Source organism: Agrobacterium salinitolerans (genome assembly GCF_027498475.1).
Taxonomy (GTDB): domain Bacteria; phylum Pseudomonadota; class Alphaproteobacteria; order Rhizobiales; family Rhizobiaceae; genus Agrobacterium; species Agrobacterium salinitolerans.
In genome coordinates this window covers 94,287-117,084 of the sequence record NZ_JAPZLN010000008.1, presented here as the reverse complement: position 1 = coordinate 117,084, position 22,798 = coordinate 94,287, and the positions used below count along the sequence as shown (strand labels likewise).

Sequence of the window (22,798 nt, the reverse complement as noted above, 5' to 3'; positions counted from 1 at the left end):
GAGCATTCTGATTAGCCTCACCCCAAAGGGCGAACACATTTTGCGAACGCTTGCCAGAATACATCTGTGTCAATCGGCGTCGTAACGGGACCCCATATCGGCTCCCAAAAGGGACCCCTGCCTCTAGTTGCATCGGGTCAGCGCGCGTAGGCCCGGAGCTCTCCATTTAGCGCAGGGGCCTGCGGGCGCGGGTTGTTTGTCTTTTCGGCTTTAGCTTTGAGAGCGGTTTTTAAAGCGCCAGGATTCGTTCCCGGTTTCCACGATCTCGCAATGGTGGGTGAGCCTGTCGAGCAGAGCGGCGGTCATCTTGGCGTCGCCGAATACGGCCGGCCACTCGCCGAAGGCCAGGTTCGTCGTGACGATGATCGATGTCCGCTCGTAGAGCCTGCTGATGAGATGGAAGAGGAGCTGGCCGCCCGCCTGGGCAAATGGGAGATAGCCCAGTTCGTCCATGATGACGAAGTCGAGCCTGGTGATGAAGTCGGCCAGTCGTCCCTGCTTACCGCTGCGTGCCTCCGTCTCGAGCCGATTGACGAGGTCGACAACGTTGAAGAAGCGGCCTCGTGCTCCGTTGCGGATTAGGGCGCGTGCAAGCGCGATGGACAGGTGGGACTTCCCCGTGCCGGTTCCGCCGACCAGAACGATATTGTGCTGCTCGGCGAGGAAGGCCCCGGTTGCGAGTTGGCGCACCAGGCCTTCGTTGACCGGCGTGTCGGTGAAGTCGAAGTCGTCGATGTCCTTGGCCAGCGGCAGCTTGGCGACGGTGATCTGGTATTTGATGGAGCGCGCCTGCTTCTCGGCGATCTCCGACTGAAGCAGGTCACCGACGATGCGCGGCGGTTCGTGCTGTCGCTTGATGCCGGAGGCCATGATCTCGTCATAGGCGCTGCGCATGCCGAACAGCTTCAGCGTGCCCATCATGTCGAGGATTTGGGATCGTTCCATATCAGCTTGCCCTCCTGAGGCTGTCGTAACGGGCGCAATCGGCCAGAGGCTCGTGGGTCAGGCGAAGCGCATCGGGGATGGAAAGGATGGCAGCCGGCTGCGGATCACGCTTGCGGGCCAGAATGTTGATGATGACGGCGGCCGAGAACACGCCCTGATCGATCGCCTCCTGGCAGGCCGCTTCGACGGCGGGGAGCCCATCCAGGCCCACGCATTCGAGGATCGACACCATCTGCCGGTCGCCGTCATGCATGGCCTTCAGCCGGCGGCGCACCTTCTCCATGGCGGCGGGCAAAACCCAGTCGTGGAACGGCGCACCGTTGCGCAATGCTCCCGGCTTGCGGGTCAGGACCGGCACGTAATGCCAGGGATTATAGATCGTCTCGCCACGGCCGAAGCAACGCTCATGTTGGCCGATCTCGACGCCATCCTGCCGGATGACGATGCGATCGGCATAGGCATGTATCTCGGCCGGGCGGCCGACTGCCGTGGATAGCACCGAGTATTTGTTGTTGTCGAAACGGACGAGGCAGGTCTTGCCGATCGAGGCCTGCACAGCGTGGAAGCCGTCGAATTTGCCGGGATAGCCGACCAGATGCGGCCGTTCCGCATCGAACACCTCCCAGATCGTGCGCTCCGTTTGATCGACATGCTTATGGGCGCGGGCATAGCTAATGCACTTGTCCAGCAACCAGCCATTCAGCTCATCGTAGGATTTGAAGCGCAGCCGCGGCGTGAAGAAGCGTTCCCGCACCAGATTGACCTGGTTCTCGACCTGGCCCTTCTCCCACCCCGACGCCGGCGTGCAGGCCACCGGCTCGATCAGGTAGTGGCTGCACATCTGCAGGAAGCGGCGATTGTACTGCCGTTCCTTGCCGACGAAGACCGTCTCCACCGCGGTCTTCATATTATCATAGATGCCGCGCGTGCAGGCCCCGCCGAAGAAAGCGAACGCCCTGTCATGGGCGTCGAAGACCATCTCTTGCGTCTCGCGCGGATAGGCTCTCACATACATCATCCGGCTGTGGCAGAGCCGGATATGCGCAACCTTCACCGTCGTCGTCACGCCGTTCAGCACGACAATCTCGTGGCTCCAGTCGAACTGGTAGGCCTCGCCCGGCGCGTAATAGAGCGGCACATAGGCTTGCGCCGTCACGGACCCGCGCTCCTTCGCCCAGGTTCGGGCGTAACGCCGGACTGTGTCGTAACCGCCCTCGTAGCCGAGGTCGCGCAAGTCCTCGAATATCCGGATCAGTGTCAGCCGTTCGCGAGAGGATTTGGCCTCATTGGCGAGCAGCATTCCATCGAGCTGATCGCGCCAGGGGCCGAGCTTCGGCTGAGGTTGACGGGTCCGCTCGTATTTGAACTCCGTCTCATCGGTGCGCAAAACCTTCCGTACCACTTTCCGCGATATGCCCAACTCCCGGCAGATCGCCTTGATCGACTTGCCCTGAACATGGGCCAGCCGCCGTATCTTCAGAATTGTTTCCACAATAAGCATCCAAACAAAAAGCCTCCGATGAAACCGGAGGCTGTTGTAACCCCATCGCAGATGGGGGTCCCGTTTGGACGCCGATCACCCCATTTGCGGGGTCCTTATTCCATGCCTAATCACAACCCAAAGGCAAAGGCCGCTGCCGGGCATTGTCGAGACCCCACGCTTGAGCAATTCCCGCGACAACGCATCTCGCCTTTCCTGATAGATGCCGCGTGCGTTTGCGACGATTTCGGAGGTTTTCTTGTCTCGGATGAGCCAGGCCACCGCAGCCTGCAGGACGCGGCTTGTCCAGCCGGCGCTGAAAGCCCGGTATGATTGGATCTGCTCGACAATGGCTTTGGATCCAGACAGAACGGCAAGCCGCAGATCAGGCCCAAGTGTCTTCGAAAAAGAAAGAATGCGCACTGTTCTGTCTGGAAAGCGTGAGCCGAGAGAAACCGGCTTCTCAGCCGAGATATCAGCGATACCGTCATCTTCGATGATCAGAGTGTCGCTATTGGCCAGAACGTCGGCCAGCGCCTGGATCCGCTCTGGCGTAACCGTTTGTCCTGTTACCGAATGCAACCGCGGCTGAAAGAGAAACGCGGCTGGTCGCTCCGTCATTGCGTGTTTCAGCGACGTGGGCACAGGGCCCTGTTCATCGGAGAGAACAGGAACGATCTTTACGCCGAGATCTTCGAGGATATCGAGAAGGCGCATGGCGGTAGGGTGTTCCACGGCAACGACCGAGCCCGATCGCACAAGCGCACGGATAGTGGTGTAGACGCCATTGTATCCGCCATTGATGGCGAGAAAGGCTTCGGCGTCATAAGGCCAGTCGCCAGCAAGCGCATCTCGAAGTTCGGGAACGATACGGCTGCGCTCGTAGCTGTTCAAATCACTGACGGAAGTCGCGTGTAACATGGCCTTGGCAAGTGGCGGAAGCAATGCTTGATCGGGCACCGCCATGGAAAGATCGAGAACATTGGCGCCATAATGACCCGCGCTGGCCAACCGCTCCGGCTTTGCGACGAAGCGGTCCGCACAAACCCAGGTTCCGTTGCGCCCACGACCGCTGACGATCTTCTGCTGGCGCAATTCGCTCCAGGCTTCGGAGATCGTGGCGGGACTGACCCCCATCTCGTAGGCCAGATCTCGAATAGCGGGCAGCCTTGTCCCAACCGGCAATAGTCCGGCTCTTACGAGAGCGCTGGTTTCCAACGCAATTCCGCGAATGGTCTTGTTGGTTATTTTTTCAGCAAGCCAGCGGGCTTCGATGATCTCGCTCAATTTTCTCTCACTTTAAATGTTCAATAACGTAATAACATTTGTACGATCTCGAGTGTACATTTACTCTCACGGCATCGAAAATACAAACGAGTAAAAAATCATGCCGTTGAAACTTCGTCTTGCGCTTCGCGATTGGGATTATATGACGCCCCTCGTTCTGGCAGATGTCTCTTCTCCAAAGCTTCAGATCGAGGTCGATCGGGTTGGTACGCTCATCTCCAACATAGCTGAAGACGATGCTCACGACGCCGCCGAAACATCCTTCAGCCGCTACGCGCAGCTGCGCCACGACGGCGATGAAAGCGTTATCGGCATGCCGAATTTCATCATGCGCGGCTTTCGCCACCGCTGCGTTATCACCACCAAGGATAGCCCGATCCGCACCCTTGCCGATCTTGCAGGCAAGAAAATCGGGGTGACCGGCTGGCGTGATTCCGGCAATACCTGGACCCGGGCGGCGTGCCGACGCGAGGGCGTCGGCGTTGAAGACGCCATGTGGTATGCCGGCCGCCTGACGGAAACCCATCCCGTTACCGACCGTCTGGATGGCTACGGACGTCCAGGCAGGATTGAAGCGACACCCGGCGAACGGCCGATGGTCGACTTGTTGAAGGAAGGCGGGCTCGATGCCGTATTTACGCCATTCATGCCCAAAGGGTTTTTCGATCAGGATTCGCCTTTTCGACAGGTTCTGCCGGATTACCGGGCGTCGGAAGTCGCTTATTTCAACGAGGTTGGCTACGTGCCTGGCATGCATCTTATCGGGTTCAAGGCGCACATCGTGCGTGAAAATCCCTGGGTCATGGATGAACTCAGCCAGCTCATCGACGCTTCTCAAAAGATGTGGCTGGAAAAACGCGAAAAATACGCCGACACCACGCCATGGATGATCGACGAATTGCGCCGTTGCGCTGCGGATCTACCGCCGGACTGGAATGTCAGCGGCTTCAAGGCAAACGAAGTCATGATCGCCGATTTCGCCAATGAGCTTCACGCTCAGGGCATTCTGCCGCGGCTTCTGACGCCAGCGGAACTGTTTCCGCTACACGCCGCAGGCAACTGACGAACAACAGACAGGCCTTGGCAATTCAATCGTTGCAAACAAGAAGGGGAATACCGAAATGCAAACGAAACTCATTGCTTCCGCAGCCCTTGCCGGGCTCATTCTCGCCGGACCGGGTTTGGCCGAGACGGCTGCCGTTCCAAAGCAGAGCGTGAACGAGGAACTTCGCGCCCGGCTGCCGGAAAAAATCCGCTCCGAAGGCAAGATGGTTTCCGTCAACAACGGATCCTTCCCTCCCTATGAAATCGTGACGGGCACCAAGATGGAAGGCGCAAGCGCCGACCTGACCGATGCTCTGGGCGAGGTTCTCGGCATCAAGATCGAGCACGCGACCGTCGGCGGTCTGCCAGCGCTTCTGGCGGGCGTCAACTCCGGGCGCTACCAGTTCGCCTTCGGGCCGGTAGGCGATTTCAAGAGCCGCGAAGAGGCCAATGATTTCGTCGACTGGGTACAGGAATTCGTGGTCTTCGCCGTTCAGAAGGGCAATCCCAAGGGCATCGTCTCGCTGGACACATCCTGCGGCCAGCGCATTGCCGTCATGGCGGGCGGCTCGGCTGAGCGTGTCATTCAGGCCCAGGCTGAAAAGTGCAAGACCGATGGCAAGGGCGCCATCGAGGTGCAGTCCTATACCGACCAGCCGAGCTCCATTCTGGCTGTTCGCTCCAAGCGCGCCGATGCCTTCTTCTCCTCCCAGGCGCCGCTGACCTATTTTGTGTCCCAGGCCAATGGCCAGCTGGAATTGACGGGTGTCGGCCAGAAGAACGGCTTCGACGATCTCTATCAGGGCGCTGTCGTTCCCAAGGGCTCGGAACTCGGTCCGGTTCTTCTCGATGCCATCAAGGTGCTGATGGACAACGGCACCTATGCGACGATCATGAAGAAGTGGGGTCTCGAGAACAACATCCTCAAGCAGCCCGGCATCAATCTTGGGGGCCAGTTGCCAAAATGACGACCTCTGTTGACATGAAAGTGCCGCCTTCGGGTGGCACTGATCTGCGGGACGTGGCGACAGCCTATACCCCGTTCAGAACCGGGCGACTTGTGCTCTGGGTGGTCATCGCTCTTGTCGTCGCCAATTTTGCCTGGATCGTCGCCAATAACGAGAACTTCGGCTGGCCCGTCGTTGCGCAGTATTTCTTCGACCCGACCGTCATCAGTGGCCTCTACGTCAGCCTTGGCCTGACGGTTGTCGCCATGATCCTCGGCGTTATCCTCGGCCTCATCATCGCCATTGCCAGAATGTCCAAGGACGGGCTGGCAAGCTCGTTCGCTTCGCTGTTCATCTGGTTCTTTCGCGGTACGCCGCTGCTGGTCCAGCTGATCTTCTGGTACAATATGTCCACGCTGTTTCCCCAGCTTTCACTTTCGATCCCTTTCGGACCGACCCTGGCAAGTTGGGACACCAATTCCGTCATCACCCCCATGACAGCAGCGATCGTTGGCCTGGCGCTCAACGAAGCCGCCTATATGGCGGAAATCATTCGCGGCGGACTTCTTTCAGTAGATCGCGGGCAGGCGGAGACGGCTGAAGCTTTCGGCATGACTAAGGCGCGCGCGCTGTGGCGCATCATCATCCCGCAGGCCATGCGTTCCATCGTCCCGCCAACGGGCAACCAGCTGATAAGCATGATAAAGGCGACCTCGCTCGTCAGCGTCATCGCGATGGCCGATCTCCTTTACTCGGTCCAATCCATCTATAACCGCACCTTCGAGATCATCCCAATGCTTCTCGTGGCAGTGATTTGGTATCTGCTCATCACCTCGATTCTCAATGTAGGCCAGAACTACATTGAGGCCTATTATGGCCGCAGCGACCGCCGCAATACGGGTGTTGCCAAGCCCGCGCTGGAAGAGGAGGCAAGCCATTGACCGCAGTTGCAAGCACAAAGCCTCTCGTCGAGGCACGCAATGTCCATAAGTCCTTTGATCATCTCGAGGTTCTCAAAGGCATCGATCTGGATGTGATGCCGGGTGAAGTGGTGGTCATTCTCGGCCCCTCAGGTTCCGGCAAGTCAACTTTCCTGCGCTGCATCAACCATCTGGAGTCCATCCAAAAGGGATCGATTGCCGTGGATGGCGAGCAGATCGGCTACCGAGTAAAGAACAACCGGCTGGAGAAGCTTTCCTCCAACGGCATTGCGCGCCAGCGCCGCAAGATCGGCATGGTGTTCCAACAGTTCAATCTGTACCCGCATATGACGGTGCTGCAAAACATCATAGAAGCGCCAGTCGGCGTCCATGGTGAGAGCCGTAATGATGCGACCGAAAATGCCATGCGCCTGCTGGAACGCGTAGGTCTGTCCGAGAAAGCCGCCTCCTATCCGCGTCAACTTTCCGGCGGACAACAGCAGCGTGTCGCCATCGCGCGCGCCTTGGCCATCAAGCCTAAGCTCATGCTGTTTGATGAGCCGACCTCAGCGCTCGACCCCGAACTCGTCGGTGAAGTTCTCGCCACAATGAAGGATCTGGCACGGCAAGGCCTCACTATGATCGTAGTCACTCATGAAATAGGCTTCGCGAAAGAGGCGGCAGATCGGGTGGTCTTCATGGATGGCGGCCACATCGTTGAGATGGGCAAGCCGGAGGAGGTCATCGGCAACCCGCAACATCCGCGAACCCAGGCGTTCCTCTCGCGCTTCCTGTAAGCGATACATTTTCTCCCCAACTTGGCGCCAGCTCAACGGCTGGCGCACTTTTCAAGACCTTGGTGTACCCATGCTGAACGACAATCAATATGCCCGCGTTTCCGATTTCGAGCCTATGGAGGCAGAACTCAAGGCGATGCGCCGATATCTGCACGCCAATCCCGAGCTTTCGCTGGAGGAGGTCGAGACTGCCCGCTACGTGGCGGAAAAGCTTGAAGCATGGGGCTATGAGGTCACCCGCAATGTCGGCGGTCATGGCGTCGTGGCCCGCCTGAAGAACGGCACGGGTACCAAGAGCATCGGCATTCGCGCCGATATGGATGCACTGCCCATTTTTGAAGAGACAGGACTGCCCTATGCCAGCAACACGCCCGGCAAGATGCATGCCTGCGGTCATGACGGGCACACGACCGTTCTCTTGGGCGCCGCCGAATATTTGGCCCGCACCCGACGTTTCGACGGCACGGTGACCCTGATCTTCCAGCCCGCGGAAGAAAACGGAAAGCCCTCCGGCGCGCAGAAGATGATCGAGGACGGCCTCTTCGAACGCTTCCCCATCGACGCGATCTTCGGTCTGCACAATCATCCCGGCGTACCGGAAGGCACGATTTTGACGCGCTCCGGACCGATGATGGCCTCTTCCGATACGGTGAAGATCACCGTCAAGGGTAAGGGTGGCCATGCATCGCGCCCGCATCTGACGGTCGATCCTATCGTCGTGGCCTGTAATCTCGTCGTTGCACTCCAGACGGTCGTCTCGCGCAACGTAGACCCAACCCAGACGGCGGTCGTCACCGTCGGCACCATCCATGCGGGAGAGGCGGTCAACGTCATACCGGAATATGCCAAACTGGCGCTCAGCGTGCGCTGCTTCGAGCCAAAGGTGCGCGAGCTTCTGGAACGCCGTCTCACCAAACTCGCGCAGTCGATCGCGGAAGCCTATGACGCGACAATCGAGCTGGAATACGAACACGGCTATCCTGTCGTTGCCAATTCGGAAGCCGAAACCGCCTTTGCAAGGCTTGTGGCGGAAGAGCTGATCGGAAGCGAAAAGGTCGCCACCTGCCCGCTCATCCCCGGCAGCGAAGATTTCTCCTACTTTCTCGAACACAAGCCTGGCAGCTTCCTGCGTCTCGGCAACGGCATGAACTCCGCCATCCTGCACAGCCCCAAATATGACTTTGCCGATGACAGTCTTAAGTTTGGAGCAGCCCTATGGGCGCGCTTGGTTGAGAAATTTCTGCAACAGTGATCGCAATTTGCGAGCCGATGCGACCACTCAACACAATCTGTCCGCTGAACGCCCTTATCGGCATGTCGGAAGCCATATGGATCTTGATCCGCATGAATAATCTCGCCACAAGCTTAACGATCTTGTGGCCGCGAAGATTCTTGGTCGGACAATTTCAACTTGGCTTCCCGAAGTTGTAGCAGCAACGGGCGATGTTCGTCGTTGCTCAAGCGGCGTATGCTTGAATCTTGGCATCTAGCACTCCACATGGAGCGGCATTTCTACCTGCCTTATGCTGACGCGCTGCTGGACGACCGTCTCTCGTGGCACAACTCCACCAGTTGCCACATAGCGATCAAACCGCCTTGTATGTAGTAGAAGTAGAGCGCATCTTCAACGATCTAAATTAGCTGCACCGTTGAAGCCTTGGGTAGCTCTTGAACGGATTCGAACCGTCAACCTCTGAGTTCAAGTTCTTCTTTAAACATTAATCAGGTGAATCAGGATGTTAGTCACGGCTCCGGGCTGGAGGCAGATCGGCATCCTCCGCAAATAGTGCTGGAAAACCGGGGCTTTTGCCCACCCATCTGCTTCCGCACGTGACAAAAGGCTCTCCTCTGTGCTGGCTCGTTTGATATAGCCCTATGATCATTGAACAGAGACCGTTATTGTGAATTCTCGCGCTGTAGTCCAGATATGGCTGCGAACAGCGCCACCATAACTTTTGAAAGACATCCCGTGCCGCGCAAAGTCGTCGATACCCTCATCCTTGATCTTGACAACACCCTCTTTGATTGGTTCGCGGTATGGTACGCGTCTTTTGAGCCAATCTACCGGGAGATAATAAAACAGACCGACCGCGCCGAAGCAGAAATTCAGGCTGACATTCGAAATTTGCATCGGATACGTCGCACCTCCGAATACACATTCCTTCTCGAGGAAATTGAAGCACTTGCCGACTTGCGCCAGCGCGGGGACATTCGAGCGGCGTTCCGAGAAGCTATCGAATTGTCGAGGCAGGGTCGAGACCTCAACCTCAAACTCTACCCAAGCGTTTTGAGGTCCCTGTGGCGGATTAAAGGCCAAGGCACGAAGATCGTCGCTTATACGGAGTCCATGGCGTTTTACAGCGCGTACCGCCTGAAGCGCTTCGGCTTGGACGGTGTTATAGACATAATGTTTAGTCCTGAGGACCACGATATGCCAAGCGGCGTGTCGGTCGACAGTATGCGAAGACTTCCAGAGGAATTCTACGAATTACAGGTTACGGAATCGCGCCACACCCCGCCGGGTGAACTCAAGCCAAATCCACGCGTGCTGCTGGATATCATCAAGGCGGTAGGCGCGACGGTCGATCGATGCGCCTACGTCGGAGACAGCCTTTTCAAAGATGTTGCGATGGCTCGCGATGTCGGTGTCTTCGACATACACGCAAAGTACGGCGAGAGTCAGCGCCGCCCTGAATATGACCTTTTAAGGCAAGTGTCCCATTGGACGGAAGAAGATGTACAGCGTGAAAAAGCCATCTTCGAGAAGGGTCACGACTTCGAACCAAGTGCAGTGCTGACAGATTCCTTCGCTGAGATTTTTATTCACTGCGACTTCGAGTCGTTCAATATCAAACCTAGTACCATCGTAGATGACAAAACGGCGACCCAGTATGCTCTTGAAACTTGGAAGAAGACCGTCGACGTCCAACAGCATTTCAATGATCTAGAAATGCGCATAAGGAATTTCGCGATAACGGTGGTGGGTGCGCTGATCGCTTCGGTGGGCTTTACCTATCAGCAGGGCCTTCAGGCGGATGTGTTTGGTGTCAGGATTTCAGCGGGCGTGGGGCTTGTACTCGCTGCCGGCTTCGCTTGGTTAGCCTTCTTTTTTATGGATCGATATTGGTACCATATCTTCCTCCGGGGAGCCGTTAAGCACGCTAGCACGATCGAAAAAGAGTTTGCCGATCGAATTCCGGGGATCGGTCTCGGCACGACGATCTCGCAAATGAGCGGCGATGTAAAAATCCTCTGCTGGAAAACGAACTCCGAACGACGACTCACGATATTCTATGCTGCAGGCTTAGCCATGCTGGGAGTAGTCCTTCTCACTCTGCTAATCGCGCAGCCGCAACGTCCGAGTGACTACCCGCGCGATGCGCGTGTCCTCGAAGAGTCTAAACGGCCGTAGCATCAAGACGCAGCCACCTCGAATTTTAACGCAGAAGGCGGGCTCTGAACCGAGGACGCCCGCCTTCGTTGCCGAGCATCCTCTTTCTGATCTGAAAAATGACGATTCCACACGGTCATCGCCTAGGATTTTCCTCGACGACGGGTTCCTGAAACGTGCTCGGGCTCGCATTTCGCGTATGTCCTAGGTTGAAATACCGAGACAACAGCCCTAACGTGCTTGCAACGCAGAGAGGAGTAACACCGCCATTTCGGAAAAAGACCGTCGCTATTGAGACGGCCAGTCCGGCGTTGAGCGCGCTTCCAAAGCTTTGCCATCAAGCATACGGTCTAATAAGGATCGACGCTGAACGTGGATAACATGACCGAAGACAAAATTATTGGCTACCCTTTTCGTTTTGGCGGTACTTGGTACATAAGAAAGGCGAGGAACGCCGAAGAGGTAGTCGAGCTGATCACCGCAGCTGGTGTGTTCGTTGGCATAACCCCTGGCAAGCTCAGCATCGTCCATGGCGGCTATGTCGATACGGGTCGGGAAGGCGTGCTGAGCTTTCAAGTCTTGCATGCTGAGCACCCCATAGAATACGACACCGATTTGGATCACACGATCAGTATCGACCCACGGAAGATAGTCGAAGCTGAGGTCAGCAAGAAAACCCCGAATTGGCATCTCGTGGAAGCCGCCAGCCGGGAGTTTGTTGATGACGATCCTAACCGAGTTCGGTTTTCTGTCGATGCTGCCCATATCCAAAGGCTCGGTGAGCAGCTTGTCAGCAAGCAGGAAACCGCGCTCTCTGAACTCATCAAGAACGCCTACGACGCAGATGCTACGAAGGTCACGCTTACTTTCAGCAGTCAAGAAAAAATAGGCGGCAGTCTCGTTATCGAAGACGACGGCGTGGGGATGACCGAGGACGTCATCCGGTCTTCGTGGATGCGGATATCAACGAACGCGAAAGATACCGAGCCCACCTCGCCGGTGTTCGGTCGTGCTCGTGCCGGTAAAAAGGGTATTGGACGATTCTCTGTGCAGCGTTTGGGGAAGCGCCTCACATTCGTGTCCAAACCAGCAGGTGAAAGCTTTGGTTATCGCGTTCAGTTTGACTGGGACCGCGACTTCATTGCGGGTGCTTCACTTCAAGACGTATTCAGCTCGATAGAGCGCTTTTCAAAGCCCTCTGAAGATCATGGTACCCGACTTCAAATCGAGGACCTGCGTGAGCGATGGTCAGCATCGGATATCGAAAAGGTGTGGCGAGCTGTCGTCCTGCTACAGCCACCATTCCCCGTAGCGATCGACGATACCCACCTCGCTCTGGAGGGGGGCTTTAGGGTGGACCCCGGATTCAAAGTAGAAATTAACGACATTTCCCAAGAGAGCCAGCGCGAGCTATTTTCTATCGAACGGTCGTTTCTCTCGCATGCGCTTGCAACGATCACGGCTGCTATCGATGATAAGGGTATTGCCACCTTGCGGGTTACGTCCCCGAAATTCGAGTTGGATGAGCAGGCAATATGCGAAGAAAAGTTTCTTTTGACTGGTCCGGTCAAACTGGATTCGCGATACTTCATTTACAGCCCAGAACATTTTTCAGGCTTATCCATTCAACAAGCCGCACGTATGAGCCGCGAGTTTGGTGGCATTCGAATTTACCGCAATGGCTTTCGCGTCCAGCCGTACGGTGACCCCACGGACGACTGGCTTCAGCTAGCTGCCGATACTGGTCGCAGAAATATTCTCGTCCCAGCGAACAACTCGAATTTTTTCGGTCAAGTCAGCATTCCTCCTTTGTCGGAATCGCTATTCGAGGAGACAAGCAGCCGTGAAGGCCTCATAGAAAATGAAGCATTTGTGGAATTGCGCCGTTTCACCCGTTGGGCGTTAGAGTGGGCTGCAATCAGAATAGCTTCAACACGCAAGCGTAAGACCAGAGCCGGCGAGCGCAACTATGTTCCCGAACAGAAAAAGCCCTCCGAGGTTCTCAGAGACTTCCGAGAACGCCTAATTACGAGTCGGCAAGACAGCGACGTTAACGAAGAAGTCCAAGAAAGCCTTGCAGAAGCGGAACAGCTCATCGTCGAGTACGAGCGGGTTGTAGAGGAGCAGCGCGCGGCTTCCATCGAGTACGAGGAGATGCTGCGGATATTGGCTTCGCTTGGGATATCAATCGGCGTCTTCGGCCACGAAATCAAAGGCTCTCAGGGAGCACTAGTATCAAACCTTCATCTGCTGAACGATCTCGTTTTGGAAGTTGCGGACCCGGTGATGAAAGGCAAGCTTTCCGACCAGCATCTGGAGCTGCAGAAAGCGGTAAGCCGCGTCTTCGACATCGGAGGATACATCGCTGGATTGCTGTCCCAGACTGAAAGCCGGGAACTTAACGAGCTGTCAGTGCAAGGATCCGTCCAACGGTTCGTGGCGCAGTTCAAAAACTACATGACCAAGCAGGGTGTCGACTTTGTCCTCGACATATCGCCACCTTCTATCCGGACAACGGCGATGCACTCGGCCGAATTTGACTCTATGCTGCTTAACTTCCTGACCAACGCAGTCAAATCGATGAAGCGTGCCAAGGCCCATCCTAAAAGAATCAGGATATCCGCGCGGAAAATCGATCAGCACATCGTGCTCGCATTCGAAGACAACGGCACAGGATTAGAACCGGAAATCGCTGACCGCATATTCGATCCATTCTTCACGACCAGTGCTGGTTCGGAGGAGGACGGCATAGCAGGCCCCGGCACGGGATTAGGTCTAAAAATTGTTTCGGACATCGCCGAAAGTTATGGCGGATCCGTTTCGGTTGCCACGCCCAGTCATGGGTACAATTTCAAGATTGAGTTTCGCATTCTCTCAAAATAGGATTTCAGCAATCGATGTATAAGGGCGTTTTTGTAGACGACGCGGACGAGGCCTACGCCGGCGTTATGAGCACTCCTGGTGAATTGGAATTCGAATTCCTAAAGGTATCGCCTTTGACCACCCAGGCTCTGACTATCCGCGAGCGTAACCCACATGTGGTCGCGTTAGACTATAGGCTCGATGAAGTCGATGCTGGTATCGAGGCTGGACATACCTATAAAGGCAGCGGGCTAGCTCAGCTTTTAAGGGATGCCGCGATCATGCATCCAGCCAACGACTTTAGTCTCGTGCTAGTCTCCAACGAAACCAAGCTCAAGGCGGCATATGATCCCGATAAGACAGCCCACGATCTTTTCGACAAAGTATATTCCAAAGAAGAGGTCAATGAGAACCGGGACCGAGTTAGAACAGAGCTGATCGCTCTAGCCCGTGCATACCAGACTCTTCGACAGATGCACACGAAGTTTGACATCTCAACGATTCTTGGCGCGAATGAGCTTGATACCGAGCAGCTCGACAGCCAGGAGCTCCGTCGTTCTTTCGAGACCGCCGCAGCTCCGCACCTTATCGTTCGCCAGCTACTTCGAAACATGATTGAAAGGCCCGCAATCCTGATTGATGACCATTGGGCCTGTGCGATGCTCGGGATCAACCCGGAAGATTTTCATTTGATCGCACCTGTGCTCCAAGAGGCAGGAGTCCTCTACACCGGACTTCTCGGAGATGGATGGCGCAGATGGTGGTCAGGGAGACTTGAGGTCTTCAGTGAGAAGATATTCGAGGACCGACCATCAGGTCTGACCTCTGCCGAACGCGCGGCAAAACTAAGCGATACGCTAGGGAAGAAAATCAGACCGAATATGTCTCCCTGGAACGGTAGCGTCGACGAGTATCCAGTATTCGCCTGCGCTTCATGCGGCCGTCCATCGGAACTTCGCCACTCGCTTGCCGCTTATGACCCCCGAGCCCCACGATACACGACGCGTAGGCGGATCTGCTGGGATTGCATACAGAAAGACACCTATAAGCATCTAAACTCACCTTTGGAAGTGGATGAAACAGATGCGGATCTTGTAAACGACGTCCAGGAAATGGAACGTACCGAAGGTGGAAAATGACTGATTTCAGGGCGGAGGACGCTGGAAAAGCTCTGAGTGTTATCGCGGAAAAGCTACACTTGGCCGGTATACTTACCCAAGAGGGCCGTTCCGCGCTTTCCGACGAAAGCAAGAACATAATCAAGCAGAAGAGATCAAAGTCATGGTCGGTTGAAATCAAGCCTGCACGGCCTATTTCGTTCGCTCGCGCCAAGGACAAAGATGGTCACGACATTCAACTCAACCTCATTTCGAAAATAAAAGTCGCGCAGATAGACGAGCATCATCCGCCTTTTGAGTCTCTCGATATAGCGTTGGAGATGTTTGATCGCGTCGGCGACCCAATCGGAAGATGGCATGTAGATCGGGCGAATGCAGGGCAGAGCGGTCCGTCCTACCACTTGCAGTTCGGCGGCCATGCGCGGGGACATCGCGCAACGGATTTTCCCGTCAAGGAACCACGTTGGTGTCATCCACCAATGGAAATTGCCCTCCTTTGCGAAGTTGTTTCTGCCAATTTCTTCGAGGCGCTTTGGAAAAAACACCTTCGCGACGATCCCGCGTGGTGCAAGTCCATCCAGCTATTCCAACAGCTTTGCTTCGAAGCCTACGCAAAAATACTCGCAGATTGCCTACGCGTCGGTCAATCGACGGCACTGGGCTCAATGTGGGGCGATCGTTGGGTGCGAAAGGCAAAAAAATAGAGATCAAGGACGACGGCGCTGGCGCACCACTGCAAGCGCCCGTAGAAGATCATCGGAAATTTTCTTCGCAGAAGACAGGCCAGCAGCCTCATATATGAAGCTGTCGGCTCGCTTGGACGCTTCGATTCCGCTTCCGCGCCTAAGCAGCCGGTCTAGTTCTTGGAACACCGAATTCAATTCCTCTGCACCAACGTTGGGCATCAGTAGCTGCAGCCGCTCGGCATCACGTGGTTCGTGTTTCAAGACTCCAGATCCGTATCTTCGCCCCACAATTTCCGCCGACATTTGGCTGAATGACGTCAAAATGCTGATAGCGGCCAATTTGCGCATTTTGGCCGATGCCGCCGCGGGATGGAAGAACACGCGATGTATCGTGTTCGTCGACGTCCCATCGGTTTCGTTTAGCACAAGTCTCGGGCCCTCATGATGCATCACTGGAAAGAAAGCGTCTGGATGTCTGCCATCATATGTCTCAGACCAATGACGGCGCTTGCGGAAGGTACTGTTATCCTCGCGCCGCTTTGTATCGAAGGTCGAGAGATATTTTTTGATCGACGCACATTGGTCCTGTTTCCCAAGCGAAACCAAAAACGTCTTACCTCCCTCCGCAGCGTATTTCTGGAAATCCTCGTCGACAAGAGCGATGCTCGGCGATGCCTTGAATTTTGAAAGCACCCTGATGCAAGCGGACTCGGGGATCCCGGCGGCTTCCAGACCTGAGCGGCTCAAAACAAAAAAATCGTTCGCGCCCGTGACTACGCCAATTTGGACCTTAGCGAGCTTGCCAAACACCAATACGCTCTCGTGAGCGGCCACAGTCGAAAACAGCGAGGTTTCAGCCGACGTCAGGCTGAGGCTTGCCGCACTAGGACCGCTCACATCGCCCTTCCAAAGACCCTCATCCCATCGTGTTACCGTCTTCTCGAGTTCCTCGAGATCAGCAGCTATCCCTACGGCCATTCTCCCGTCTACCTCTGACGCCAAGAAACCGTCAGCTAGCAACACCACAGTTTCCTCGTCAGTTCCTTCCGAAACGAAAAGTCGATCGCGAACTATGAATGCCGCAACGCGCTCAAAGCGGCGCGGAAGATAATCCCTTAGCGCTTTCGCATAGTCAGCCTGCATGAACGCGCCAGGCAGAACCCAAGCCATACGCCCACCAACTGCGATGAATCTTAGACTGTGCCAGATGAAATAAGCCCAAAGGCTACTCCGACCTCGAACGCCTGGAACTGGCCAAACACGCGAAGAAAGATCTCGTACTCTCTCCTTTCCTATGCGCTGATGGGGAATGTACGGAGGATTTCCGATCACCGCCGTAAATCGGCTCGGCCAAACGTCAACGTCAAGACAGTCGAGGAAATCGCCCTCCACGAAACCGTCCAAGTCGCTCCGGCCATTGAACAGCCTCGACAGATGATGGAACGCCAAGGGATCGATATCACAGCCGAACACTCTTTTCGCGGGATCAGTTGCCCCTCTGCGGGTCAACGTAGACAAAGCGGAAGCAAGAAATCCACATCCGCCGAAACTAGGCTCGAGGATAAGATCCTCAGCTCCACGGATTGCCCAATCTGAAAGTATCCCGCTAAGCCGTTGCGGCGTGTAGAATGCCCCGAGCTGGCGTCGTTCTTGTAGTCCTCGCGCTGCATTGGATGCATCGAACGCAACAAATTCGCCCCCGCGCTTGTCCAAACCAGAATGAACGTTCACAAAATTCATCACCGCCTGCTCAGCCTGCCAAAATCTGGATAACCCAATCGAATATCACGCCCAACTAACTCCGAATCTTCTTTTAAAGGCTCCACCAAATCACTCTTTATCAAACTGGCGTCGCCAGCAATAGCAAACTCTACATTGCCAATCGTCTGCTAAATCGCATTGGTTGCGTTTGGCTTCATGGGACCCTGATATTCCTGTTGCTTGCTATTCATGCCGTCCATTGGAATTGAAGCTACGGAATGCCAATCAGAGGAGACCCCATGCACGAAACCTCCCCCTCCCCGTCATCTCGCGCAAGCCCAGTTCCAAAACGATCCGCCGCGCCGCCTGCGGCGTCACCTCGAGCGACTTTGCCACCATCCCGGCCGACACCAATGGCTTCGCCATCACCAGTTCAACGAGCTCCGGCAATTTTGAAGACGTCCGGCGCCCCTCCAGCTTCCGCTCCATCAACGAGCGCGCCAAAACCAGCCGATCATGTTCTTTCGTCCCGATCTCGGCGGCCGCCAAAAGCCCGTGGGCAATCGCGAGCAGCCGCGTTTCGCGGTCGCGGCCGCGGCGCCGGTCGACCGGAATGGTTTTCAGGCCAAGATTGATGGCGGCCAGATGGGCACCGGTGGTGATGCCGGCCTGGCGCAGGATCGAGGCGCAAAACGGCCGGCCGAGCCAGGGCGCATGCTGCAGAACCAAAATCTCATTCCAGGCATCGAGGGCGATGATGGCCTGCAGCACTGTCGGCAGCTCCTTTGCCTGGCGCAGTACGTCTCGCCACTCGTCGAGCCGGGCATCCTCGTCCCAGTCGAGATCGTAAACAAGCGGATCCTTCTCGGCGGCACGGGCGTCGGCGCGATCGGGCCGCTTCGCCTGCTGTATGGCAGCATCCGACCGGGCCAGTAGCGCATCGATGGCGGCATAATCGACACCCGGAAGGTTTTCGATGTCATCACCATCGTCCCCCTTCCCTTCCAGCTCGACCATTCTTGCGGGCCAGAGACTGCTGTCATCCACGGGGCTGTCAGGGCCGTCTGATGGTCCAGGCCACGCCTGGGTCTGTCGGAGCGTGCGAATGCCTTCCGGCGAGAGTGCCCAGTCGGGCGACTGACCAGCAATCCGCCGGCGGGTGCGCAACACGTCGCGGGCAATGGTGAGTTCGTGGGTCGGCGTGCGGATGTCGCGGGTAGCATCGTGGAGGACGAGGTCTTCGAGATGCACCAATTCGCCGTCGATCCACAGCGATGCGCAAGCGTCGGCAAAGTTTTGGCGTTCGAGAAAACCGGCGCCGACGGGAGAGCGGGCGATGCGCTCGTCGAGGCGAGTGAGCGCGACACCGGCGTCGAAAGCCGGTCGCATCAGGGTGTTCATGCTGATTTTTGAAACATGGTAAGCCATTGATATTATGGTAAACGATCTTTTAAACGAACGCTATATCAATATTGCGGTTCTCTACATGGTATGATTTCTGGTTGGCGTCTTAACCATCGATAAGTATCGCTTATCGCTGGTAGATTGACAGAGGCCCCGAATCCGTCGAATCTGGGCTAAATCACGCTCAGCAAAGGCTCCGAAAACATGGAAGATCGCGTCCGCTTCGCCCTCGAAAAGCTGCTCAACGTCGCCCACGGCGATACCGGACAGAGCTGCCGCGTGGCCAATTTCATCCTTGCCTGGTGGAACGCCAACGTGCATGGCGGCTTCGACCTGACAGACCTCGCCGATCTCGATCCTGAAATCTGCGACGACATGGTCACCGTCTTTACCTGGATGGCGCGCGAAGAAACGCTCTCCTATCCGGACGCCTACAAGCCGGAGATCATCCAGATCATCCGCCGCTGGCGACCGCACGTCGAGATCGACTGATGGCGTCCCCAAAGAAATCCGCCGCCCTATCCAGCGTCGAGCGCCGTGCCGTTGAGCTCGACACGATCGCCTCGGTGCTGCCGATCGAGCGCCGGGACGAACTGGCCGAGCTTCTGAGCGACCACGATGTCGAAACGTTAAAACACCTCGTCAACCAGGGCATGGGCGACAATACGCTACGGGCACTGACCTCCGATCTCACCTATCTTGAGGCTTGGGGCCTGGCCGCCACCGGACAGTCCCTGCCCTGGCCAGCACCTGAAGCACTATTGCTCAAATTCGTCGCCCATCATCTATGGGATCCGGAAAAGCGTGCTACCGATCCGGAGCACGGCATGCCATCCGAGGTCGACGAAAATCTCAGGCGTCAAGGCTTCCTGAAATCCATCGGCCCGCATGCACCTGATACGGTACGACGGCGGCTGGCGAGTTGGTCGACTTTGACCAAATGGCGTGGTTTTTCCGGTGCCTTCGCCTCCCCTGCCCTCAAACAGGCGATCCGGTTGGCGGTCCGTGCCGTTCCCCGGACGCGCCGTCGTAAGAGCGCCAAGGCAGTCACCGGCGACGTGCTGGCAAAACTGCTGGCGACCTGCGCCGCCGGCAGCCTGCGCGATCTGCGCGACCGGGCGATCCTGATGGTCGCCTTCGCCTCCGGCGGCCGTCGCCGTAGTGAGATCGCCGGGCTTCGTATCGAACAGTTGAGCCCTGAAGCGCCCATCGAGATGCCGGAAGGTTCTCCCCTCCCCTCCTTGGCGATTCACCTCGGCCGGACCAAGACGACCAATGGCGAGCAGGATGAGCTCGTCTATCTCACCGGCGGGCCGGTCGAGGCGCTGAATGCCTGGCTGGCGACTGCCAAGATCGACAAGGGGAGCGTGTTTCGGGCGATCGGGCGTTGGGGGACGGTTTCGAAGCGAGCGCTCGATCCGCAGTCGGTCAATGCCATGATCAAGCAGCGGGCGACCATGGCCGGGCTGGAGCCCGGAGAGTTCTCAGCGCATGGCCTGCGATCGGGGTATCTGACAGAGGCCGCCAACCGCGGCATTCCTCTCCCTGAGGCCATGGAACAATCGCGTCACCGATCAGTTCAGCAGGCCTCCAGTTACTACAACAGCGCCACCAGACGAAGTGGACGGGCAGCGCGTATGCTTTGATGACGCATCATTCGAAATGAATGAGTAGATTCTGCTTTTAAAATCAGACCCGCAAGTCTGCCTCACGAGTGACAACCCGTTGTGAGTTCTCGATTTGCGGACCCACCCCGTGATGAATAGAGAGCATTGCTATCGATCATATAATTGGGATATATGATCGATAGAAAGGGTGCTTATCGATCATGAAATGGAACTGGACACAGCAAGGTTGGCCAAAATTCACCTACGATATGGCTCTGCTTGAACCTTTCGAGAGCTGTTTTCAGCGCGCGTCGGGAGAAGTTATTGGCGCCATCCGTCATTTCGACAGCAAGGACCGTGATCTCCTCCGCATCGAGCTTCTCAGCGAAGAGGCTGTTAAGACCTCGGAGATCGAAGGCGAAATGCTCGATCGCTTGAGCGTACAGTCCTCTTTGCGCCGTCAGCTTGGTCTGGATGCCGACGCTCGGCCGGTCAAGCCGCAAGAACGCGGCGTCGCCGAAATGATGGTCGACGTTTATAGGACTTGGTCAGCACCTCTTGAAGACAAGACCTTGTTTCGCTGGCACAGCATGCTGATGTCAGGCAACCGCCATATTGGGACAATCGGCGGATATCGGACGCATGATGATGCGATGCAAATCGTATCCGGTCGGCATGACAAGCCTACCATACACTACGAGGCGCCCCCCTCGCGCCAAGTTCCAGCGGAAATGACCGCCTATCTGGATTGGTTCAACAGGTCAGCCCCTGACGGCCAGACTCCCACTCCAGCCCTGACGCGCGCCGGGATAGGTCATCTTTATTTTGAGAGCATCCATCCGTTTGAAGACGGAAACGGCCGACTTGGCCGCGCTCTTGCGGAAAAGTCATTTGCACAGAATCTCGGACAACCAAGCCTGATTGCGCTTGCCTATACCATAGAGCGGGGTCGCAAGACCTATTACGATCAGTTGGAACTCAATCAGCGGAAGCTCGATATCACCGACTGGCTCATCTACTTCGCGGAGACAATTCTCAAGGCGCAGCAAACCACTCTCGAACGAGTTGCCTTCTACATCGCCAAAGCACGCTTCTACGACCGGTTCCGTGATCAGTTTAATATACGGCAGGAAAAGGCTATCGCTCGCATATTCCGCGAAGGGCCTTCGGGCTTCAAAGGTGGTTTGAGCGCTGAAAATTATGTCTCAATCACTCAGGCCTCTCCTGCGACTGCGACACGCGATCTACGTGATCTGGTATTGAAAGGTGCGCTGACGCGTACAGGTGAGCGCAGGCATACGCGCTACGCGCTAAATCTATAGCATACGCTCCCGCCTTATTCGGCGCTTGATTCCTGCACAGTGGTCAGTTCTCGAAAAATGGCGGCCCCATCGACATGACTTGGCGATGTACCTCTACCAACGACATATTCGGCCCATACGCTTCTACCGGCCTGCTGTCGGTCACATGTTCAGCCAGAAAGCAAAGTTGGCCGAAGGCGAACCACTACACCTTGTCATGCTGGGATTGACCTTGCCCCCAAGTTTTATCCAGTTTTGAGTTCACTCCAGCGGTTTTGGATCCTACGACCTACTTCATTAACGACACTTGTATGGAGATCGACTCCAACCTCACCGGGTGATCCGTCAGGCCAACTGCTCTAAATCGCAAGAACGCATTATTTGCGCTCAGACCCGCAGCCGAACAGCGAGTGAATTATTGCTTCGCTCACCGAGACCACCAGGCTCAAAGTTAATTTGCTTGGCCATCTCGACAGTGTGCGTACCAAGATCGTAAACGCCCACCCCAAAGTCGGATTGATGAGTTATTGCCCTAGCCATATAGAGCCGATAAAATGTTCGCGACGTAGGAACAGGCGTGCACCGTGACAGAGCAGAGCATCTTATGGGAACAGGACGGGATAGACTCTGGCTGGCTCTTTGCCAAGAACATCGGCTCAGTGAGAAGCAGCTCCAGTTATCGCCCCGGGGGCTGGTGGTTTCTGCCGAAGTGGCTGCCCGACTCGCAAGAAAACGACATCGGCCCCTTCAAAACCAGAACTGCCGCAGTGGCAGAAGCAGAGAGACTAGCCACTCACCGACTTACAAAATAAGCATCCATTTCTGTCCGCCGTGACCTTAAAAGCGGCCTACCCTATATCCGATTCGCCTTGATGCGTTTCCAGGCAAGACGATCTATCCATTTGCCGATCATGATGGTCGTCGAACGAGCAGGGTAGTGGACCTGCTCTACCCCGCCTTGGTGACAGACAGCATTCGGGCGGCGGAATTCTCTACAGGTTAGGGACTAAGGATTCATGAGGCAGACAATTGGTCACCGACCCAGATCGGAAACTTGAGGGTCGTAGGGTTCGTAAAACTGCGGGCTCCGTTGATCTATCTCAAATCTCTCACCCAGTTGGCCTGCTGTAAGAGGTCAAATCCGAGCACGAAATCTGTAAATCAATCCAGCGCGGCTCGCTTCTTAAGGACTGATCCCCAAAGTCCTAACGACGATGCGCCTAAAAACAAATAACGACTCGGTCGCTTAACCCCGCGTCTCCACGAACAAGCAAGCGACAGAAGCTCAAGAAAGTTGCGGTGAGATCC

Annotated in this window: 16 protein-coding genes and 1 pseudogene; 12 read left to right on the top strand and 5 right to left on the bottom strand. The window is 56.1% G+C overall.

Annotated elements, in window-relative coordinates:
- Window positions 1–210: 210 nt before the first annotated feature.
- From istB to O9X91_RS22445, 3 genes and pseudogenes are all read right to left on the bottom strand, one after another.
- Window positions 211–945 carry an IS21-like element helper ATPase IstB gene (gene istB / locus O9X91_RS22455; RefSeq protein WP_003501246.1) on the bottom strand — a complete coding sequence of 245 codons (735 nt, stop codon included), beginning with the start codon at window positions 943–945 and terminating at the stop codon, window positions 211–213.
- Window positions 878–2,446: pseudogene (gene istA, locus O9X91_RS22450) on the bottom strand (IS21 family transposase). Before istA ends, istB begins: the two are co-directional and overlap by 68 nt.
- Before the next feature lie 75 nt (window positions 2,447–2,521).
- Window positions 2,522–3,712 (bottom strand): aminotransferase-like domain-containing protein, encoded by a 1,191-nt coding sequence (locus O9X91_RS22445; protein ID WP_269834391.1) that lies wholly within the window; start codon window positions 3,710–3,712, stop codon window positions 2,522–2,524.
- Window positions 3,713–3,812: 100 nt separating this feature from the next.
- Here O9X91_RS22445 and O9X91_RS22440 point away from each other — a divergent pair, with 100 nt between their 5' ends.
- From O9X91_RS22440 to O9X91_RS22400, 9 genes are all read left to right on the top strand, one after another.
- Entirely contained in the window at window positions 3,813–4,775 is a 963-nt protein-coding gene (locus tag O9X91_RS22440) for an ABC transporter substrate-binding protein (protein ID WP_269834390.1), read from the top strand.
- Between the two features lie 58 nt (window positions 4,776–4,833).
- Window positions 4,834–5,724 carry an ABC transporter substrate-binding protein gene (locus tag O9X91_RS22435; RefSeq protein ID WP_269834389.1) on the top strand — a complete coding sequence of 297 codons (891 nt, stop codon included), beginning with the start codon at window positions 4,834–4,836 and terminating at the stop codon, window positions 5,722–5,724.
- Window positions 5,721–6,644, top strand: a complete 924-nt coding sequence (locus O9X91_RS22430; protein ID WP_269834388.1) for an amino acid ABC transporter permease — start codon at window positions 5,721–5,723, stop codon at window positions 6,642–6,644. The genes O9X91_RS22435 and O9X91_RS22430 overlap by 4 nt, the downstream gene beginning before the upstream one ends.
- On the top strand, window positions 6,641–7,420 hold the full coding sequence (locus O9X91_RS22425) for an amino acid ABC transporter ATP-binding protein (RefSeq protein WP_269834387.1): 780 nt from the start codon (window positions 6,641–6,643) through the stop codon (window positions 7,418–7,420). Before O9X91_RS22430 ends, O9X91_RS22425 begins: the two co-directional genes overlap by 4 nt.
- A 70-nt stretch (window positions 7,421–7,490) precedes the next feature.
- Window positions 7,491–8,672: a M20 aminoacylase family protein gene (locus O9X91_RS22420; RefSeq protein ID WP_269834386.1), complete on the top strand. Its 1,182-nt coding sequence runs from the start codon at window positions 7,491–7,493 to the stop codon at window positions 8,670–8,672.
- 675 nt (window positions 8,673–9,347) lie between these two features.
- On the top strand, window positions 9,348–10,832 hold the full coding sequence (locus O9X91_RS22415; RefSeq protein WP_269834385.1) for an HAD family hydrolase: 1,485 nt from the start codon (window positions 9,348–9,350) through the stop codon (window positions 10,830–10,832).
- 360 nt (window positions 10,833–11,192) lie between these two features.
- The gene (locus tag O9X91_RS22410) at window positions 11,193–13,694 is read left to right on the top strand and encodes a sensor histidine kinase (RefSeq protein ID WP_269834384.1); all 2,502 of its coding nucleotides are present in this window, start codon (window positions 11,193–11,195) and stop codon (window positions 13,692–13,694) included.
- Window positions 13,695–13,708: 14 nt separating this feature from the next.
- Window positions 13,709–14,812, top strand: coding sequence for a hypothetical protein (locus tag O9X91_RS22405; RefSeq protein ID WP_269834383.1), 1,104 nt, complete (start codon window positions 13,709–13,711; stop codon window positions 14,810–14,812).
- Window positions 14,809–15,495, top strand: coding sequence for a hypothetical protein (locus O9X91_RS22400; protein WP_269834382.1), 687 nt, complete (start codon window positions 14,809–14,811; stop codon window positions 15,493–15,495). Before O9X91_RS22405 ends, O9X91_RS22400 begins: the two co-directional genes overlap by 4 nt.
- A gap of 3 nt (window positions 15,496–15,498) precedes the next feature.
- On the opposite strand, the gene O9X91_RS22395 is transcribed toward O9X91_RS22400, so the two are convergent.
- Entirely contained in the window at window positions 15,499–17,217 is a 1,719-nt protein-coding gene (locus O9X91_RS22395; RefSeq protein ID WP_269834381.1) for an Eco57I restriction-modification methylase domain-containing protein, read from the bottom strand.
- Between the two features lie 246 nt (window positions 17,218–17,463).
- Window positions 17,464–18,606 (bottom strand): RHE_PE00001 family protein, encoded by a 1,143-nt coding sequence (locus O9X91_RS22390; protein WP_269834380.1) that lies wholly within the window; start codon window positions 18,604–18,606, stop codon window positions 17,464–17,466.
- Window positions 18,607–18,786: 180 nt separating this feature from the next.
- Here O9X91_RS22390 and O9X91_RS22385 point away from each other — a divergent pair, with 180 nt between their 5' ends.
- From O9X91_RS22385 to O9X91_RS22375, 3 genes are all read left to right on the top strand, one after another.
- The gene (locus tag O9X91_RS22385; protein WP_142914002.1) at window positions 18,787–19,074 is read left to right on the top strand and encodes a DUF7673 family protein; all 288 of its coding nucleotides are present in this window, start codon (window positions 18,787–18,789) and stop codon (window positions 19,072–19,074) included.
- Entirely contained in the window at window positions 19,074–20,228 is a 1,155-nt protein-coding gene (locus O9X91_RS22380; protein WP_142914003.1) for a site-specific integrase, read from the top strand. The genes O9X91_RS22385 and O9X91_RS22380 overlap by 1 nt, the downstream gene beginning before the upstream one ends.
- A gap of 182 nt (window positions 20,229–20,410) precedes the next feature.
- Entirely contained in the window at window positions 20,411–21,511 is a 1,101-nt protein-coding gene (locus O9X91_RS22375) for a Fic family protein (protein ID WP_142914004.1), read from the top strand.
- Window positions 21,512–22,798: the final 1,287 nt, after the last annotated feature.

Excerpts from the sequence above, each read along its gene's own strand:
- istB (WP_003501246.1), bottom strand. The coding sequence starts at position 945 with ATGGAACGATCCCAAATCCTCGACATGATGGGCACGCTGAAGCTGTTC.
- O9X91_RS22440 (WP_269834390.1), top strand. The coding sequence starts at position 3,813 with ATGCCGTTGAAACTTCGTCTTGCGCTTCGCGATTGGGATTATATGACG.
- O9X91_RS22435 (WP_269834389.1), top strand. The coding sequence starts at position 4,834 with ATGCAAACGAAACTCATTGCTTCCGCAGCCCTTGCCGGGCTCATTCTC.
- O9X91_RS22430 (WP_269834388.1), top strand. The coding sequence starts at position 5,721 with ATGACGACCTCTGTTGACATGAAAGTGCCGCCTTCGGGTGGCACTGAT.
- O9X91_RS22420 (WP_269834386.1), top strand. The coding sequence starts at position 7,491 with ATGCTGAACGACAATCAATATGCCCGCGTTTCCGATTTCGAGCCTATG.
- O9X91_RS22415 (WP_269834385.1), top strand. The coding sequence starts at position 9,348 with ATGGCTGCGAACAGCGCCACCATAACTTTTGAAAGACATCCCGTGCCG.
- O9X91_RS22410 (WP_269834384.1), top strand. The coding sequence starts at position 11,193 with ATGACCGAAGACAAAATTATTGGCTACCCTTTTCGTTTTGGCGGTACT.
- O9X91_RS22405 (WP_269834383.1), top strand. The coding sequence starts at position 13,709 with ATGTATAAGGGCGTTTTTGTAGACGACGCGGACGAGGCCTACGCCGGC.
- O9X91_RS22400 (WP_269834382.1), top strand. The coding sequence starts at position 14,809 with ATGACTGATTTCAGGGCGGAGGACGCTGGAAAAGCTCTGAGTGTTATC.
- O9X91_RS22395 (WP_269834381.1), bottom strand. The coding sequence starts at position 17,217 with ATGAATTTTGTGAACGTTCATTCTGGTTTGGACAAGCGCGGGGGCGAA.
- O9X91_RS22390 (WP_269834380.1), bottom strand. The coding sequence starts at position 18,606 with ATGGCTTACCATGTTTCAAAAATCAGCATGAACACCCTGATGCGACCG.
- O9X91_RS22385 (WP_142914002.1), top strand. The coding sequence starts at position 18,787 with ATGGAAGATCGCGTCCGCTTCGCCCTCGAAAAGCTGCTCAACGTCGCC.
- O9X91_RS22380 (WP_142914003.1), top strand. The coding sequence starts at position 19,074 with ATGGCGTCCCCAAAGAAATCCGCCGCCCTATCCAGCGTCGAGCGCCGT.
- O9X91_RS22375 (WP_142914004.1), top strand. The coding sequence starts at position 20,411 with ATGAAATGGAACTGGACACAGCAAGGTTGGCCAAAATTCACCTACGAT.